14 protein-coding genes and 2 pseudogenes are annotated in these 16086 nt (G+C 41.0%); 15 read left to right on the top strand and 1 reads right to left on the bottom strand.

Annotated features, from left to right (window positions below):
- From xseA to QNH10_RS14915, 10 genes and pseudogenes are all read left to right on the top strand, one after another.
- Positions 1-1368, top strand: coding sequence for an exodeoxyribonuclease VII large subunit (gene xseA / locus QNH10_RS14960; RefSeq protein ID WP_283732169.1), 1368 nt, complete (start codon positions 1-3; stop codon positions 1366-1368).
- Positions 1358-1600 (top strand): exodeoxyribonuclease VII small subunit, encoded by a 243-nt coding sequence (gene xseB / locus QNH10_RS14955; RefSeq protein WP_283732168.1) that lies wholly within the window; start codon positions 1358-1360, stop codon positions 1598-1600. Before xseA ends, xseB begins: the two co-directional genes overlap by 11 nt.
- Complete coding sequence (locus QNH10_RS14950) at positions 1593-2480, top strand: polyprenyl synthetase family protein (RefSeq protein WP_283732167.1); 888 nt, start codon at positions 1593-1595, stop codon at positions 2478-2480. Before xseB ends, QNH10_RS14950 begins: the two co-directional genes overlap by 8 nt.
- Before the next feature lie 129 nt (positions 2481-2609).
- Positions 2610-4510 (top strand): annotated as a pseudogene (dxs, locus tag QNH10_RS14945) (1-deoxy-D-xylulose-5-phosphate synthase).
- Positions 4507-5328 (top strand): TlyA family RNA methyltransferase, encoded by an 822-nt coding sequence (locus tag QNH10_RS14940; RefSeq protein WP_283732166.1) that lies wholly within the window; start codon positions 4507-4509, stop codon positions 5326-5328. Before dxs ends, QNH10_RS14940 begins: the two are co-directional and overlap by 4 nt.
- A gap of 34 nt (positions 5329-5362) precedes the next feature.
- Positions 5363-5812, top strand: coding sequence for a transcriptional regulator AhrC/ArgR (gene ahrC / locus QNH10_RS14935; RefSeq protein ID WP_283732164.1), 450 nt, complete (start codon positions 5363-5365; stop codon positions 5810-5812).
- A gap of 33 nt (positions 5813-5845) precedes the next feature.
- A complete protein-coding gene (recN, locus tag QNH10_RS14930; protein WP_283732163.1) occupies positions 5846-7543 on the top strand; it encodes a DNA repair protein RecN in 1698 nt (565 codons plus the stop codon).
- Between the two features lie 136 nt (positions 7544-7679).
- The gene (locus QNH10_RS14925; RefSeq protein ID WP_283732162.1) at positions 7680-8678 is read left to right on the top strand and encodes a SpoIVB peptidase S55 domain-containing protein; all 999 of its coding nucleotides are present in this window, start codon (positions 7680-7682) and stop codon (positions 8676-8678) included.
- A 231-nt stretch (positions 8679-8909) separates the two neighbouring features.
- Positions 8910-9704 carry a sporulation transcription factor Spo0A gene (spo0A, locus tag QNH10_RS14920; protein ID WP_283732161.1) on the top strand — a complete coding sequence of 265 codons (795 nt, stop codon included), beginning with the start codon at positions 8910-8912 and terminating at the stop codon, positions 9702-9704.
- Positions 9705-9838: 134 nt separating this feature from the next.
- Positions 9839-10561, top strand: coding sequence for a glycerophosphodiester phosphodiesterase (locus QNH10_RS14915; RefSeq protein ID WP_283732160.1), 723 nt, complete (start codon positions 9839-9841; stop codon positions 10559-10561).
- A gap of 224 nt (positions 10562-10785) precedes the next feature.
- Here QNH10_RS14915 and QNH10_RS14910 read toward each other — a convergent pair whose 3' ends face one another.
- Positions 10786-11016, bottom strand: a complete 231-nt coding sequence (locus QNH10_RS14910; RefSeq protein ID WP_283732159.1) for a DUF2627 domain-containing protein — start codon at positions 11014-11016, stop codon at positions 10786-10788.
- Positions 11017-11142: 126 nt separating this feature from the next.
- On the opposite strand from QNH10_RS14910, the gene QNH10_RS14905 reads away from it, so the two are divergent.
- The 5 genes and pseudogenes from QNH10_RS14905 to buk all read left to right on the top strand — a co-directional run bounded on the left by QNH10_RS14905 (position 11143) and on the right by buk (position 16065).
- Positions 11143-12135 (top strand): PAS domain S-box protein, encoded by a 993-nt coding sequence (locus QNH10_RS14905; protein ID WP_283732158.1) that lies wholly within the window; start codon positions 11143-11145, stop codon positions 12133-12135.
- On the top strand, positions 12090-12896 hold the full coding sequence (locus QNH10_RS14900; RefSeq protein WP_347178066.1) for a sigma 54-interacting transcriptional regulator: 807 nt from the start codon (positions 12090-12092) through the stop codon (positions 12894-12896). The genes QNH10_RS14905 and QNH10_RS14900 overlap by 46 nt, the downstream gene beginning before the upstream one ends.
- A gap of 15 nt (positions 12897-12911) precedes the next feature.
- Positions 12912-13820 carry a phosphate butyryltransferase gene (yqiS, locus tag QNH10_RS14895; RefSeq protein ID WP_283732157.1) on the top strand — a complete coding sequence of 303 codons (909 nt, stop codon included), beginning with the start codon at positions 12912-12914 and terminating at the stop codon, positions 13818-13820.
- A 29-nt stretch (positions 13821-13849) separates the two neighbouring features.
- Positions 13850-14947 carry a branched-chain amino acid dehydrogenase gene (bcd, locus tag QNH10_RS14890; protein WP_283732156.1) on the top strand — a complete coding sequence of 366 codons (1098 nt, stop codon included), beginning with the start codon at positions 13850-13852 and terminating at the stop codon, positions 14945-14947.
- 30 nt (positions 14948-14977) lie between these two features.
- A pseudogene (gene buk / locus QNH10_RS14885) lies at positions 14978-16065 on the top strand (butyrate kinase).
- The last annotated feature ends 21 nt before the right edge of the window (positions 16066-16086 follow it).

Here is a 16086-nt window from a genome sequence, read left to right as displayed (position 1 = left end):
ATGACTGAAAATCCCTATCTCTCTGTATTTACATTAACAAAATACATAAAACGGAAATTCGAGGCGGATCCTTACCTTAGGAATGTTTTCGTAAAAGGCGAATTATCCAATGTTAAGATTCATCCAAGTGGGCATATTTATTTTACATTAAAGGATGATAAAAGCAGGATACAATCCGCCATGTTCCGTTCTGCAGCAAATTCACTAAAATTCAAACCTGAAGAAGGGATGAACGTCCTTATTACTGGTGACGTGAATGTTTTCGAATCAAGTGGCCAATATCAACTTTACGTTCAATCTATGCAACCTGATGGTGTCGGTGCTCTTTACCTTGCATTCGAGCAACTAAAGAAAGCGTTAGCAAAAGAAGGACTTTTCGACGAAAGATGGAAGCAAAGATTACCTTCACTTCCAAGGCGAATTGGTGTAATTACTGCACAATCTGGGGCTGCAATTCGGGATATCTGCTCCACCATACAACGACGTTATCCTTTGGCGGAGATCTGTTTATTCCCTGCTATCGTGCAAGGTCCTCAAGCTGCGCCCTCTATTGTCAAGGCAATCAGTTCAGCAGAGTCTTATGGTTCAGTAGATGTACTGATCATAGGTCGTGGTGGTGGCTCTATAGAGGATTTATGGGCATTTAATGAAGAGATAGTAGCGAGGGCGATCTTTTCATGTCGCATACCAATTATTAGTGCAGTTGGTCATGAGACGGATACGACAATTGCGGATTTTGTCGCTGACATGAGAGCCCCGACTCCTACCGCAGCGGCTGAATTAGCCGTCCCTTCGCGTGAGGAATTGTTTGAAAGGATATTGGATCGGAAACGTTCAATTTATAGGTCATTTTCACATCAAATTAAACATGAACGTAAACGACTGACAACTACTCAGCAATCATACCCGTTACAATTCCCAGAGAGACTTTATCGTCCTTTCACTGAAAAAATGGCTAACTTGGACGACAGGTTACTAAGAAACAAAAATGACATAACTGCGAATCGTAAGCACAACCATGAGCGATTGGATAGAATGCTTTCATATTATTCACCACTGCAGCGAATAAAAGAGGAAAGCAGAAATATGGACTTGTTAGTTGAAAGAATGACACGTTCAATTCAAAGCGATATGTGCAAGAATCAGGATAATTTCAATTCCATCATCAGAATGTTAAGGGCCCTAAACCCTTTGGACGTCATGGAACGCGGTTTTTCAATTGTTTATAAAGAGGGAAATGTCGTCAATTCAGTTAATAGCCTTAAAGTGGGTTCAACTGTACAAGTCCGGCTGCCAGATGGAACGGTAGAGGCGGACATCAAGTCAATCAAGATGAAGGACAAGGAGGAAGATTCAAATGAGCAATGAAACACTCCGATTTGAAGAGGCGATGTCTAAATTGGAAGATATCGTTCAAAAGTTGGAATCAGGTGATGTTCCCTTGGAAGATGCCATTACACTTTATAAAAAGGGAATGGAGCTATCTGCATATTGCCATGGGAAATTGCAGGATGCTGAAGAGCAGCTAATTACTATAATTGATAAAGAAGGGAAGCCTACTTCGTTCAATCCGGCGAAAGGACAAGATTCCGATGAATAACTATTTACAACAATTTATCTCAGAAAAGACACCCCTGATTGATGCGGAGATGAATCAATTAATCCAATCGAAAAATTCTCCGATCAATTTGAAAGACTCGATGCTTTATTCTGTCAATGCTGGCGGAAAACGGATAAGACCACTCCTTGTCCTTGCGGTTTTGGCCGATTTCGGAAAGACTACTTCGGAAGATGCTCTGAAAGTTGCTTGTGCAGCCGAACTTATTCATACATATTCCCTTATTCATGACGACTTACCTTGCATGGATGATGACGATTTCAGAAGAGGTAAACCTACGAATCACAAAGTGTATGGGGAAGCTACAGCAGTCCTTGCTGGTGATGCCTTGCAAACGGTTGCTTTTGGGATTTTAGCGTCTTTACAACATACAAGTCCTGAAAAGGTGGTTAAACTAATTGCTCTACTTGCCAATGCTTCAGGTGCAGATGGAATGGTTGGTGGCCAAATACTCGATATGGAAGGCGAAAGCTCAACTTTGACGCTTGATGAGCTTGAAGAAGTGCACCGAAATAAGACGGGCGCATTATTATCATTCTGTATTGAAGCTGGTGCAATTCTTGCTGGTGCGGATGAAGAGGAGTTGAACCAACTCCGGGAATATGCGACAAACATTGGGCTGGCTTTTCAAATCCAAGATGATATTCTTGACGTCACTTCAACTACCGAGCAGCTTGGTAAAACTGCAAACAGTGATACTGCAAGTGATAAGTCTACTTATCCATCGCTTCTTGGTCTTGAGGGTGCTAAGCAACAACTTGAAAAATATCACCAAGACGCAATTGAGTGCCTTTCCTTTATAAAAAAGGAAAACTCTATGTTAAAACATTTCGCCGACTATATCGTGCAAAGAAATGCTTGACCGTTAAAAGTTAAAATAGCCTGTTATGCTGATTTTCGCCAAAAAGTTTCTATTGAAGAGCCTTCTTGATATAATGAAAACATTACTGACGCAAACGTGGCAATCAAATTATGAAGGTGTGTGATAGTAGTGGATCTCACTCAAATAGCGAATCCGTCGTTCTTGAAAAAATTTAATAAAGAACAAATGACGGAATTGGCAAAGGAAATTCGGAAATTCCTTATTCATAACCTGTCGACGACGGGTGGTCATATTGGACCGAATTTAGGCGTTGTTGAATTGACAATCGCATTGCATAAACTGTTTGATAGCCCTCAAGATAAGATTATCTGGGATGTTGGACATCAAGCGTATGTGCATAAGATATTAACAGGCCGAGCGGGACAATTTGATACATTACGTCAATATAAGGGATTATGCGGGTTCCCGAAAATGTCCGAAAGCGCACATGATGTATGGGAAACAGGCCATAGCTCAACATCACTTTCCGCAGCGATGGGTATGGCAGCCGCAAGGGATATGCAAAGCGGCTCGAACTATGTTGTACCGGTCATAGGAGATGGGGCATTGACAGGCGGTATGGCCTTAGAAGCCTTAAATCATATTGGCCATCTTAAAACGAATATGATTGTTGTCCTAAATGACAACGAAATGTCAATTGCGCCTAACGTAGGTGCACTTCACGCTGTACTTGGAAAATTGAGGACAGCTGGGAAGTATAACAGTGCCAAGGATGAACTTGAATATCTTCTCAAAAGAATTCCAGCTGTTGGCGGGAAGGTTGCAGCCGCTGCTGAACGAGTGAAAGATAGCTTGAAATATTTGCTCGTATCAGGAGTGTTTTTTGAGGAGCTTGGATTTACTTATCTTGGTCCAATCGACGGACATGACTTTACTGATTTGGAACGAAACATCCAATACGCTAAAAAAATGGATGGTCCAGTCCTCCTTCATGTAATTACGAAAAAGGGTAAGGGATTTAGACCTGCCGAGGACGATAAAATCGGAACGTGGCATGGAACTGGCCCATATAAGATTGAAACAGGAGATTTTGTGAAATCACCGACAACTGCACCATCTTGGAGTGGACTGTTTCTGAAACGGTTAGGAAGATTGCTCGAGAGGATAAACGTGTGGCAGCTATCACACCTGCGATGCCTGTAGGTTCGAAACTCGAATCGTTCGCAGCTGAATTCCCGGAACGCTTCTTTGATGTTGGTATTGCGGAACAGCATGCTGCAACAATGGCAGCAGGCCTGGCAACCCAAGGTATGAAGCCGTTTTTGGCAATTTATTCGACATTCTTGCAACGAGCATACGACCAAGTTTTACATGATATAACTCGTCAAAAACTAAATGTATTCATTGGAATTGATCGTGCGGGACTTGTAGGAGCTGACGGAGAAACCCATCAGGGCGTATTCGATATTGCGTTTTTACGGCATATGCCAAACATTGTTATTATGATGCCGAAAGATGAAAACGAAGGTCAGCATATGGTGAAGACTGCATTAAGTTATGATGATGGTCCGATTGCAATGCGCTATCCGCGAGGCAATGGACTTGGAGTCGTAATGGATGAAAAACTGAAAACCATTCCAATCGGGACATGGGAAGTACTTCGTGAAGGTGCAGACGGGACAATTTTGACATTCGGAACAACGATTCCAATGGCTATCGAGGCGGCTGAAACACTTTCTAAAAAAGGCATTGAAGTAAAAGTGGTAAATGCAAGGTTCATCAAACCCCTTGACACAGAAATGCTTGATGAGATATTTAAGGATGGGAAACCAATCATTACGGTTGAAGAGGCCGTATTGGCAGGTGGATTTGGAAGCGCTGTTCTTGAATATGCACATGATGTATCAATGGGGCATATTTCGATTAATAGGTTAGGCATTCCTGACGAATTCATCGAGCACGGAAGTGTTGATAGATTGCTCGAGGAAATAGACTTGACTTGCGAAAACGTTGTGAAAACTATGGAAAAATCAGTTGCCAAGACTAGTGTTGCGAGGGAAATTGTATGACAAACGGCCAACAGAAGGAGCGGGTCGATATCCTGCTTGTCCAAAGAGGGTTAGTGGAAACAAGGGAACAAGCGAAACGCTCGATAATGGCGGGAATCGTATTCTCTGCCGAAACAAGGTTGGATAAACCTGGAGAAAAGATTAAGATTGACGCCCCTTTAATCGTAAAAGGGGCGGTTTTGAAATATGTAAGCCGTGGCGGTTTGAAACTGGAAAAGGCTTTGGAATTATTTGATATGACCGTTGATGGTAAAATCGTTTTGGACATCGGTTCATCCACCGGCGGATTTACCGACTGCGCACTTCAGAATGGAGCTAAGCATTGTTATGCTTTAGACGTGGGCACCAATCAGCTTGCCTGGAAGATACGAAGTGATGATCGGGTTACGGTAATGGAGAAAACAAACTTCAGGCATGCTACTCCTGAACTGTTTAAAGACGGTGTTCCAGAAGTCGCGACCATTGATGTTTCATTCATCTCTTTGAAATTAATCCTACCTCCATTAAAACAAATTCTTGCTCACGGCGGAGATGTAGTTGCACTTGTTAAACCACAGTTCGAAGCAGGAAAGGACAAAGTAGGGAAAAAGGGAATTGTTAGGGACAAATCCGTGCATTTGGAAGTACTGCAGAAAATTGCGGAGGCTTCCTTACGGGAGGGTTTTTTACTTCAAGGCATCTCATATTCACCAGTTACTGGTGGAGAAGGGAACATTGAATTCCTTTACCATTTAAAATCGGTAAGTGAGCCGGCTATAACTTACGCTCAATCTGAATTTGAATCATTGATCGACGAGGCGCATAAAGCCTTTCAGTAACTTACAGTGATAATTAAGCAATGGAGTGATTGAAATGAATAAGGGACAACGGCATTTACGGATTCGTGAGATTATCACCAATAATGAAGTGGAAACTCAGGATCAACTTGTTGATATGTTAAAAAGTTCGGGTGTGGATGTTACACAGGCGACAGTATCCCGTGATATTAAGGAATTACATCTTATTAAAGTCCCTCTTCCTGACGGCCGTTACAAATATAATATCCCGACTGTCAATAAGTTCAATACCGAAGAAAAACTTGGACGGATGTTAAACGACGCATTCGTCAGTGTGGATAGCGCAAGTCATTTTATCATTCTGAAAACCTTGCCAGGAAACGCCCATGCTGTAGGTTCCCTTATCGATAATTTAGGCTGGGATGAAATGCTTGGAACTATTTGTGGGGATGATACTTGCATGATTATTTGCAGGGATGAGTCGCTAACTATTGAAGTGAAGTCCAGGTTATTAGCACTAATATAAGCCTGATTTTCAATAAAGGAGGCTCGTATTTACATGTTAAGTGAACTATCCATTCGTAATTTCGCTATTATCGAACAACTTGAAGTATCGTTTGAAGAAGGTTTAACTGTTTTAACAGGTGAAACAGGTGCCGGAAAGTCTATAATTATTGATGCAATTCAGCTTCTAGTCGGGGGAAGAGGTTCCCAAGAATTTATTCGCCATGGTGCAAATAAAGCGGAGTTGGAAGGCATGTTCATCATCGAAGAAGAAAATCATCCTGTTTTTGAAAAGTTAAATGACTTTGGAATAGATTTCGAGGATGGCAATATTATACTTAGGCGCGATATCAATTCAAATGGTAAGACGTCTTGCAGGGTTAATGGCAAGCTTGTGACTATTGCAAGTTTACGTGAAATAGGTTCTCAGTTAATCGATATCCATGGCCAACATGATAATCAGGAACTTATGCATGAGAGAAGGCATATTCACCTGCTTGATCAATTTGCAGGACAGCCCTTATTTGAAGCCCATAAAAATTACCATGATATTTATGAACGTTATGTAAAACTAAAGCGAAGACTTGAAACAGCTAATGAGAATGAACAACAGGTTGCACAGCGTATAGACCTTTATTCTTTCCAGTTAAAAGAGATTGATGCAGCAGGTCTACAGGTTGGTGAAGAGGAAGAACTTGAGGAGGAAAAGCTAAAACTCCAACATTTTAATCGGCTTTTCGAACGGTTGAATACTGCATTTGAATCCATTGGCGGAGATAATCACGCTTTGGATTGGGTTGGATCGGCAATGAGCGATCTGGAAGATGCCGCTTCAATTGATAAAGAGCTTTCTTCACAGGCTGAAATCATTTCGTCATGTTTCTATTCCCTTCAGGATGTATCTCATGAGCTTAAAAGTATAATTGACAGTATGGAATTCGACCCTATGAGGTTATCTTTTGTAGAAGACCGTCTTGCTTTGCTTCTATCATTAAAAAGAAAATATGGTACAACGATAGAGGATATCCTAATTTATCGGGAAAAGATTTCTGATGAGCTGGATCAGTTGCTGAATCGAGATGCGCGTATTGTGGAAGAACAAGAAAAGCTTGATCAGTTAAAAAAGGACTTGGAGATCGAAGCAAACGAGTTATCCATAATAAGGAAGAAATCTGCTAGTGTGTTGGAAAAAGCGATTATGCAGCAATTAAAAGAACTACATATGGAAAAATCCGATTTTAAGGTTTCTGTTACAAGAAAACCAGCAAATGTATTTGACAGTAACGGAATTGATGATATTGTTTTCCTAATTTCAACAAATGTCGGTGAGCCATTAAAACAACTTGTTAAAATAGCGTCCGGCGGTGAACTATCACGGATTATGTTGGCGTTAAAAACAATTTTTTCAAAACATCAAGGAATTACTTCAATTATTTTTGATGAGGTAGATACTGGTGTAAGTGGACGGGTCGCACAGGCAATCGCTGACAAAATTTCCATGATTGCAGTAAATTCCCAAGTGCTTTGCATTTCCCATCTTCCACAAGTGGCGGCAATGGCCGATCATCATCTTCTTATTAAAAAAGAAGTAACTGATAATCGGACAACAACAGCCGTTGCTGAAATATTTGAAATAGAGCGAACGAAGGAATTATCGAGGATGCTTTCCGGAGCCGAAATTACTTCGTTAACTTTACAGCATGCGGAAGAGCTACTTTCAATGGCTGAAACAAGAAAAGCTACATTTCATTGATATTTAACAATAAAAAACATTATAGGAAACGATTATTTACGCATACTTAATGTATGCGTTTTTTCTTGTTTTACCCTTTCATAAGTTCCGTCAGAACGGACATACCAATAGTATCTTTCAGCTGAGGAGGTGAACCATGGGATGGAGTAGGCGACTGTTGTCCGTTTCGTTTGCCACGCTTTTGTTATTACTGCCTTTCCACGAGAAAGTATCGGCAACTTCAAGAGATCATGTCATTCCAATGGGACATTCCATTGGTATTCAAATGGATTTGTCCGGTGTTTATATTACGAATGACGTACTCGTTCAGGAAGATTATTGGTTGAAGGCAGGCGATTCCATTATCAAAATGGAGGGGATACCTGTCGTTAATCTGAGGGACTTTGAAAAAGTCGTCGGCAAGGCAAAAAAAGATCGAATCCACATGAATATCAATCGGAAAGGAACACCGATTGAAATACTTGCGGATAGGGATGCGGTAAAACGTCTCCTGCCATTCCTCAAAGACCGAACAGAGGGAACAGGAACTTTAACATATGTTGACCCGAATAGTGGAACATATGGCGCCCTCGGCCATCAGATTGTCGATAGTTCCTTAAAATCACCACCATCATTCAAAAAAGGCGCGATTTACCTCTCTGAAATTGAGCAGATTAAGAAAAGTATACCAGGCACTCCGGGTTACAAGATATCTTCCATCATAGATGGTGAAGATTACCTTGGCACAATTAAAACAAATGGCGTATATGGAATTTTCGGCAACTGGAATGCTGCCTATAAGAAAGTTTTATCCGAGCCGCTTGAAATCATGCAGCCCACGGAATTAAAGACTGGGGCAGCGGAAATTTTTACAACCGTAAAAGGGACTGAAGTCGAGACATTCTCCATCCGAATTACGCATATTGAAGAAGAACAATTCCAGTTCATTCTAACGGATCCTGTCTTGTTAGAAGCAACGGGTGGAATTTTGCAGGGGATGAGTGGAAGTCCCGTTATCCAAAATGGAAAGTTTGTTGGTGCCATAACGCATATGTTTGTGGATGAACCAAAGAAAGGTGCCGGTTTATTCTTAGTGACAATGCGTGACGGCGAAGGAAAGTATTCCATTTTAAAAGGTCAATCCATTGGGGATTGACCTTTTTTTTCTTTATAATCCACCGCCTGTCGAAGCTAAACGCCGCCTTCCACACTTTAATGTCCTGTCAAAGTCCGTCGAAATTTAGGGAAACCCTAATTCATTAGACGCATTTTCAAATTTCTTAAAGGAATGTTAAATCGTTTGTCGAATTTTTACTATACATAAGTTTGCTTAAAGCGAAAAATGTAAAAGGGATAACCAATGGAAAAATACGGGGGGAATTGTGGGATGACGAAAGTGAAAATTGCAATTGCGGATGATAATAAAGAGCTTGTTAAAACGATGACCGCTTATTTTAAACAACATCCGGACCTTGAGGTGATTTGGTCTGCTCATAACGGCAAAGTTTGTCTTTCCATGCTTGAGGAAAACAAACCGGATTTGTTGCTTCTTGATATAATTATGCCCCATTTGGATGGTATAGCTGTTTTGGAAACGATTAAAGGGAATCCAGAAATGTCAGCTATGCATATAATAATGCTAACCGCTTTTGGTCAAGAGGATGTAATGGCTCAAGCTGGAGGCCTTGGTGCATCATATTTCATGTTGAAGCCTTTTGAATTCGATCGATTAATCACACAAATACACCAAGTTGCTGGAACACAAAAACCAGTTAGACCAACGATGCAAGCACCGAAAGAAGAAGTTGAGGATACTGGTATGACACAGCGAGCACTTGATACAACAATAACGACCATCATAAAAGAAATTGGCGTTCCAGCACATATTAAGGGATACGCTTTTTTACGGGAAGCCATTCAAATGGTTTACACAGATAATGATTTACTTGGTTCAGTTACAAAAGTTCTTTATCCGGATATTGCAGAAAGATACAAAACAACCCCGTCACGAGTAGAAAGAGCAATACGGCATGCAATTGAAGTTGCATGGAACAGGGGAAATTATGATACAATTTCCAAAATATTCGGTTATACAGTACATCATTTAAAAAGTAAGCCAACGAATAGTGAATTCATTGCAATGATTGCAGATAAAATTAGACTTGAAAACGTGGCAAGTTGAAATCATACTAAAATTCTTAATCGGACACAGGCCATAGCTTGTGTCCTTTTCATTCGGAAGATCCAATAAAATCTTTTAGGGAGTTCCTTGTTCGATTGGAGTATAATAGTAAAAACTCGAAAGGTGTTTTGAAATTGTCAATTGAATCCCCAAATTATAAACCGCTTGTTTTTGCGCATAGAGGAGCCTCTGGAGTTTGTTTTGAAAATACGATGAGTGCATTCAAGGAAGCATTGAGGCAAGGAGCAGACGGCATTGAGTTGGATGTACAGCTTACTGCCGATGGGATACCTGTAGTTGTTCATGATAAGGATCTATCGAGGGTTGCTGGCATTCGGAAACCCATTTCGTCACTAAGCCTCAGTGAATTGAAAGGAATTAAAGTTGGCAGGAAGTTTATTAGAAATTTTGCCGGTCATGAAATTCCTACATTGAGTGAGGTTGTTTCATTTTGCGCATTGAATCATCTTGCATTGAATATCGAATTGAAAGAAACAGTATCGGAAAGACCCGAATACCTAAGGGATATCCTTAATATGGCTCTTCTTTTGGATCAAGTGCATATATCATCATTTGATGCAGGAATTCTCGAAAGGGTAAAAATGATGGAATCTTCACTTGAAATTGCCTTTTTAGTGAAAAAGAAAACGACTGACTGGGATGATTTAGGGAAATATCATTTCGCGGATGGATTCCATTTATCTAAAAGTCTCATGCAGGAGCCTTATTTGAGTAAGATGGTAGATAGCGGGAAGATATTAAGAGTATACGGAGTGACGGGAAAGGAAGAAAACATACGCAATCCTGCTCCGTCAATAACGGGCTGGATAACCGATTATCCAGGAAGGTTCAAATAATATAAAAAGGGACATCAGCATAACTTGCCGATGTCCCTTTTTATTTGGTTGCATTAATATTTTTTGTTGATTATAGTTGCTCCGTTGATTGGAGCGAAAGGCGGCGACTCCTGCGGGAATAGCATGAGCTGAAGACCCCGCAACGAAGCGTAGTGAAGTGAGGAGGCTGAAGCCATGCCCGCGGAAAGCGTCCGCCTGTAGCGTAAATCAACAGTATCTGCATATTATTTAAATCTTTCCTGAACTCTTCCTTTACGACGGTCGCGGCGTAAAAGGAAGCCTGCGAAAAATGCAAGACCTGCACCAAACATAAGTAAACCGATTACAAATTGTAGCCAAATGAACGGAAGTGGGCTGAATAGAATGCCGAAAAGCGAATCACGCATCAATTTAATGCCACCAGCCGTTATTAAAATGGGTATCAAAAGAACGATGAAAGCTGCCATTCGTGCCATATTATCAATCTCCTTAACATTTTTTATTTTACCTGCTCAACAAATATTGTCAAGAACTGTGCAATCGTGTATGATGAAAATAGATTTGCAAAAGATTGCATGGTGCTAAAAGGAGAATGAATATCCTTGCAAAGTGTTCTTTTAATTGACCTGTTGAAAACTAATGATCAATTCTTTCGAAGGATTCAAACAGAGATGGATAGGCAGCGTTTGATACTCAACTCAATTGATGAAGGTATGATTGGGATTGATCAAAAGGGGATTGTCGATTTCATAAATGAAAGCGCTTGCACAATGTTAGAAGTTTCTGATTTCAACACAATTGGCAAATCGATTTTCGAGATAATTCCCGATAGTAAGTTAGTTAGGGTTCTTAATTCTGGAAAACCTGAACTGAATGACGAATTGGTTCTTCCGAATGGTCTGGCAATAATCAGCTCTCGTTACCCACTTATTTCAGCAACTGGGGAAAGATTTGGTGCGTTTGCAGTTTTCAAGGATGTATCCGAAGTAGTCAAATTAGCTGAGGAAGTTACAGACTTGAAATCAATAAAAACGATGCTCGAAGCCATAATTCAATCAAGTGATGACGCAATTTCAGTCGTAGATGAAAAAGGAAATGGCGTACTTGTCAATCGGGCATATACAAGAATCACAGGCTTGTCTGAAGATGAAGTGATTGGAAAACCCGCCACCGTAGATATTAACGAGGGTGAAAGTATCCATATGAAAGTCTTAGAGACACAAAAACCAATTCGCGGAGTTAATATGCGAATAGGTGAGGAGAATAGGGATGTTATTGTAAATGTAGCTCCTATTATAGTCAACAAGCAGATGAAAGGCAGTGTTGGTGTCATCCATGACATCACAGAAATGCGAAATCTGATGAAAGAGCTTGATTGGGCTAAGCAAATCATTCGGAAATTGGAGTCGACTTTTACATTTTCCGATATTCACGGGAATTCTCCAGATATACGTCTATCAATTGATCAAGCAAAAATTGCTGCGAAGTCGGATATACCTGTTTTATTAAGAGGTGAACCTGGCTCGGGAAAGAGCTCTTTGCAAATGCTATTCATAGTGAGAGTAGTAGAAAATCCTATAAATTTATACGTGTGAACTGCAGTGCGATTGACCCTTCCGTCATTGAAAGGGAGTTATTTGGGGAATATGACCAAGATAGTTCCAAGCCTGTTAAATCGGGATTATTTGATGAGGCCTTTAGCGGCAGTATTTTTCTTGATGAAGTAACTGACTTGCCTTTAGGCGTTCAACTTAGGTTATTGGATCACTTAAAAGAAAGAACAATTCAAATGAATGAACAGCGTGAATTTAATCCGGTGCGTATCATCGCAGCAACCTCCAAAAACTTGGAGAAAGCCATTCATGAAGGTTCATTCAATATCGATTTGTATTATGCATTAAACCGTATTACCATTCAAATTCCTTCATTGCGAAATAGGAAGGCGGACATTCCTGAAATTGCAGTTCAATTACTGAAGAAATTAAATCAAGAATTTGGGATGAATGTTGGAGAAATATCTGATGAAGCAATGAATAGATTGCAACGATATGAATGGCCAGGAAATGTTCGGGAACTTGAAAATGTACTCAGTCGGGCGATGATTTACATAGGGCCAGGTTCGTCAATTATTCAAGTCGAGGATATTAGAAGGTCACTTTTTACAAACGAAGTTAAAACGACTGAAGAGATTCTTCCAGAGAAGAGTACTCTTGCGTCAGTTATGGATGATTACGAACGATCAGTCCTTGAAAAAGCTCTGGACGAGCATAATGGAAATAAATCATTGACAGCGAATCGTCTCGGTATTTCATTGCGCTCCTTATATTACAAACTAGAGAAATTTAAACTTATCTAATGGTGGAGGGCTGAAATGACGACACTAAATGCACTAGTAGAAAAAACTGCGGCCTCCGGTTTTAGGACAGTAGCTGTGGCAAGTGCGGCGGACCCGGAAGTCCTCCAAGCGGTGGAGATGGCAATGATGAGAGGGATTGCCTCCTTTATTTTAGTTGATAATGAGGAGCTATTAAAGAGACTTATTAAATCGCGTTTCCCGGAATTAGAAAGCAATCCTTATATTTCGATTGAGCATGCCGATACTATTCAGGAGGCAGCTGAGAAAGCTGTCCGTTTCGTTTCGACTGGGGAAGCGCAAGTCTTAATGAAGGGGAATTTGCCCACAGCAATTGTCTTAAAAGCTGTGTTAAACTCTGAATATGGATTGCGAACAGGAAAGGTGCTTTCCCATGTAGCGGCTTTTGAAGTTGATGGATACAATCGCTTGCTATTTGTAACGGACGCCGGGATGAATATTGCCCCTAACCTTGAAGAGAAAGCACAAATCATCCGGAATTCAGTAGCGGTTGCTAAAGCTTGTGGAGTTGCTGTACCAATTGTTGCACCCCTCGCAGCCATTGAGACCATCAATCCTGTCATGATACCTACGACGGATGCTGCGGCGCTTGTCGTTATGAATCAGAGGGGGCAAATCAAAGACTGCATTGTCGATGGACCGCTTGCATTAGATAATGCTGTGTCTGTCAAATCGGCCCAACACAAAGGAATTGTTAGCGATACGGCTGGGAAAGCCGATATCCTTGTCGTTCCGTCCATAGAAGCGGGAAATATTTTGTATAAATCACTTATGTACTTCGCCAATGCTAAAGTCGGAGGAATTATACAAGGAGCAAGAGCGCCAATTGTTCTCACTTCAAGATCTGATAGTGCAGAAACAAAGTTGTATTCTTTGGCGTTAGCTATACAAACTTCAAAAAAATAATACGGATTATCCCAAGGAGGAAATGCATCATGGAATTATTTAAATATATGGAAACTCACGATTATGAACAACTTGTTATCTGTCAGGATAAAACTTCCGGCCTTAAAGCAATCATCGCGATTCATGACACAACACTTGGACCAGCATTGGGTGGAACTCGCATGTGGACTTATGCAAGTGAAGAAGAAGCAATTGAAGATGCACTACGACTTGCAAAAGGTATGACATATAAAAATGCAGCTGCCGGATTGAATCTTGGAGGCGGGAAAACAGTTATCATCGGAAATCCAAGAACGGATAAGAATGATGAAATGTTCCGCGCGTTTGGTCGCTTCATTGAAGGTTTAAATGGTAGATACATTACTGCCGAGGATGTTGGTACAACTGAAGAAGATATGGATTTAATCCATTTAGAAACTGATTATGTTACAGGAGTTTCCGCGGAATTCGGTTCATCAGGAAATCCATCACCAGTTACAGCTTACGGCGTTTACAAAGGAATGAAAGCTGCAGCAAAAGAAGCATTCGGTAGCGATTCCCTTGAAGGCAAGACGATTGCTGTACAAGGCGTCGGTAACGTAGCCTATACACTTTGTGAGTATCTCCATGAAGAAGGCGCTAAATTGATCGTAACGGACATAAACAATGAGGCCGTACAACGTGCTGTTGATGCATTCGGTGCAATTGCTGTCGGAATTGATGAAATCTATTCACAAGACGCAGATATTTTTGCACCATGTGCACTTGGAGCAATCATCAATGACGAAACGATTCCACAATTTAAATGCAAAGTTATCGCTGGCTCTGCAAACAACCAATTGAAAAATCCTGAACATGGCGACATCATTCATGAAATGGGAATCGTTTACGCTCCAGACTACGTCATCAACTCAGGCGGTGTTATCAATGTGGCTGATGAGCTTGCAGGCTATAACCGTGAACGTGCGATGAAACGCGTGGCAGGAATTTACGACACAATCGAACAAATCTTTGCGATTTCAAAACGTGATAATATCCCAACATACGTAGCTGCCGACCGCCTTGCAGAAGAAAGAATTGCAAGAGTTGCCAAATCTCGTAGCCAATTTTTGCAAAATGAAAAAAGTGTTCTTTCAAATAAAAAATAAAAGACGGCGCATCTCAGAAGAGTAGGAGGGATGTTCGTGCATAATGAGATCTTTAGGATCCTTGTTATCAATACGGGGTCAACATCAACGAAAATCGGTGTGTACGATAATGAGCATCTTGTATTTGAAGACACATTGAGACATTCAGCAGAGGAACTTGCACAATATCCTTCGGTTATCGATCAATACGTTTTCAGGAAAGATTCTATTATCGCATCGTTAGAGCGCGGAGGAGTCGCCTTGGATGAACTGCATGCAGTTTGTGGTCGGGGTGGACTTCTCCGTCCAATTGCGGGCGGAACATATATTGTCAATGCCCAATGATCGAAGACTTGAAAAAGGGCTATTCCGGACAACATGCATCCAATCTTGGTGGCATCATAGCCGAGAAACTCGCAAATGCCACTAAGATTCCGGCATATATTGTAGATCCAGTAGTTGTTGATGAAATGCATCCGCTTGCCCGTATTTCAGGATTTTCATTAATCAATCGAAAATCGATTTTTCATGCTTTAAATCAAAAAGCAGTTGCAAGACGGTATGCCAAACAAATTGGTAAACGTTATAAAGATTTGCGTCTCATTGTCACTCATATGGGTGGAGGCATAACAGTTGGCGCACATCGTTTTGGAAAAGTGATTGATGTTAATAACGGCTTGCACGGAGACGGACCATTCAGCCCGGAACGAGCGGGAACAGTTCCAATCGGTGAATTAGTCGATCTTTGCTATTCAGGAACTTATTTCAGAACAGAAATCATGTCGAAATTGGTAGGAAAAGGCGGACTCGTAGGATACCTTGGAACAAATGATGCTGTCACTGTAGAAAAACGGATTGATGCAGGCGATGAAGAAGCGGCTCTTGTCTACGAAGCGATGGCATACCAGGTGGCAAAGGAAATTGGAAGTGCCGCAACTGTCCTTGAAGGGAAAGTAGATGCCATCATTCTAACCGGAGGGCTTGCTTACGGGAAACAATACGTGGAAATGATAAACTCCCGAGTTCAATGGATTGCAGATGTAGTTGTCTATCCCGGAGAAGATGAATTACAAGCACTTGCAGAAGGTGCTTTACGCGTCTTGAACGGTGAGGAGAAAGCAAAAACCTATCCCGCGTGATGGATAGCAAGAGGAGGCCAT

Origin of the sequence: Sporosarcina thermotolerans, from assembly GCF_030067815.1 — a bacterium.
In the GTDB taxonomy this organism is placed as follows: domain Bacteria; phylum Bacillota; class Bacilli; order Bacillales_A; family Planococcaceae; genus Sporosarcina; species Sporosarcina thermotolerans.
The sequence above is the reverse complement of the archived record's forward strand: the minus strand, read 5'-3'. Positions and strand labels throughout refer to the sequence as shown.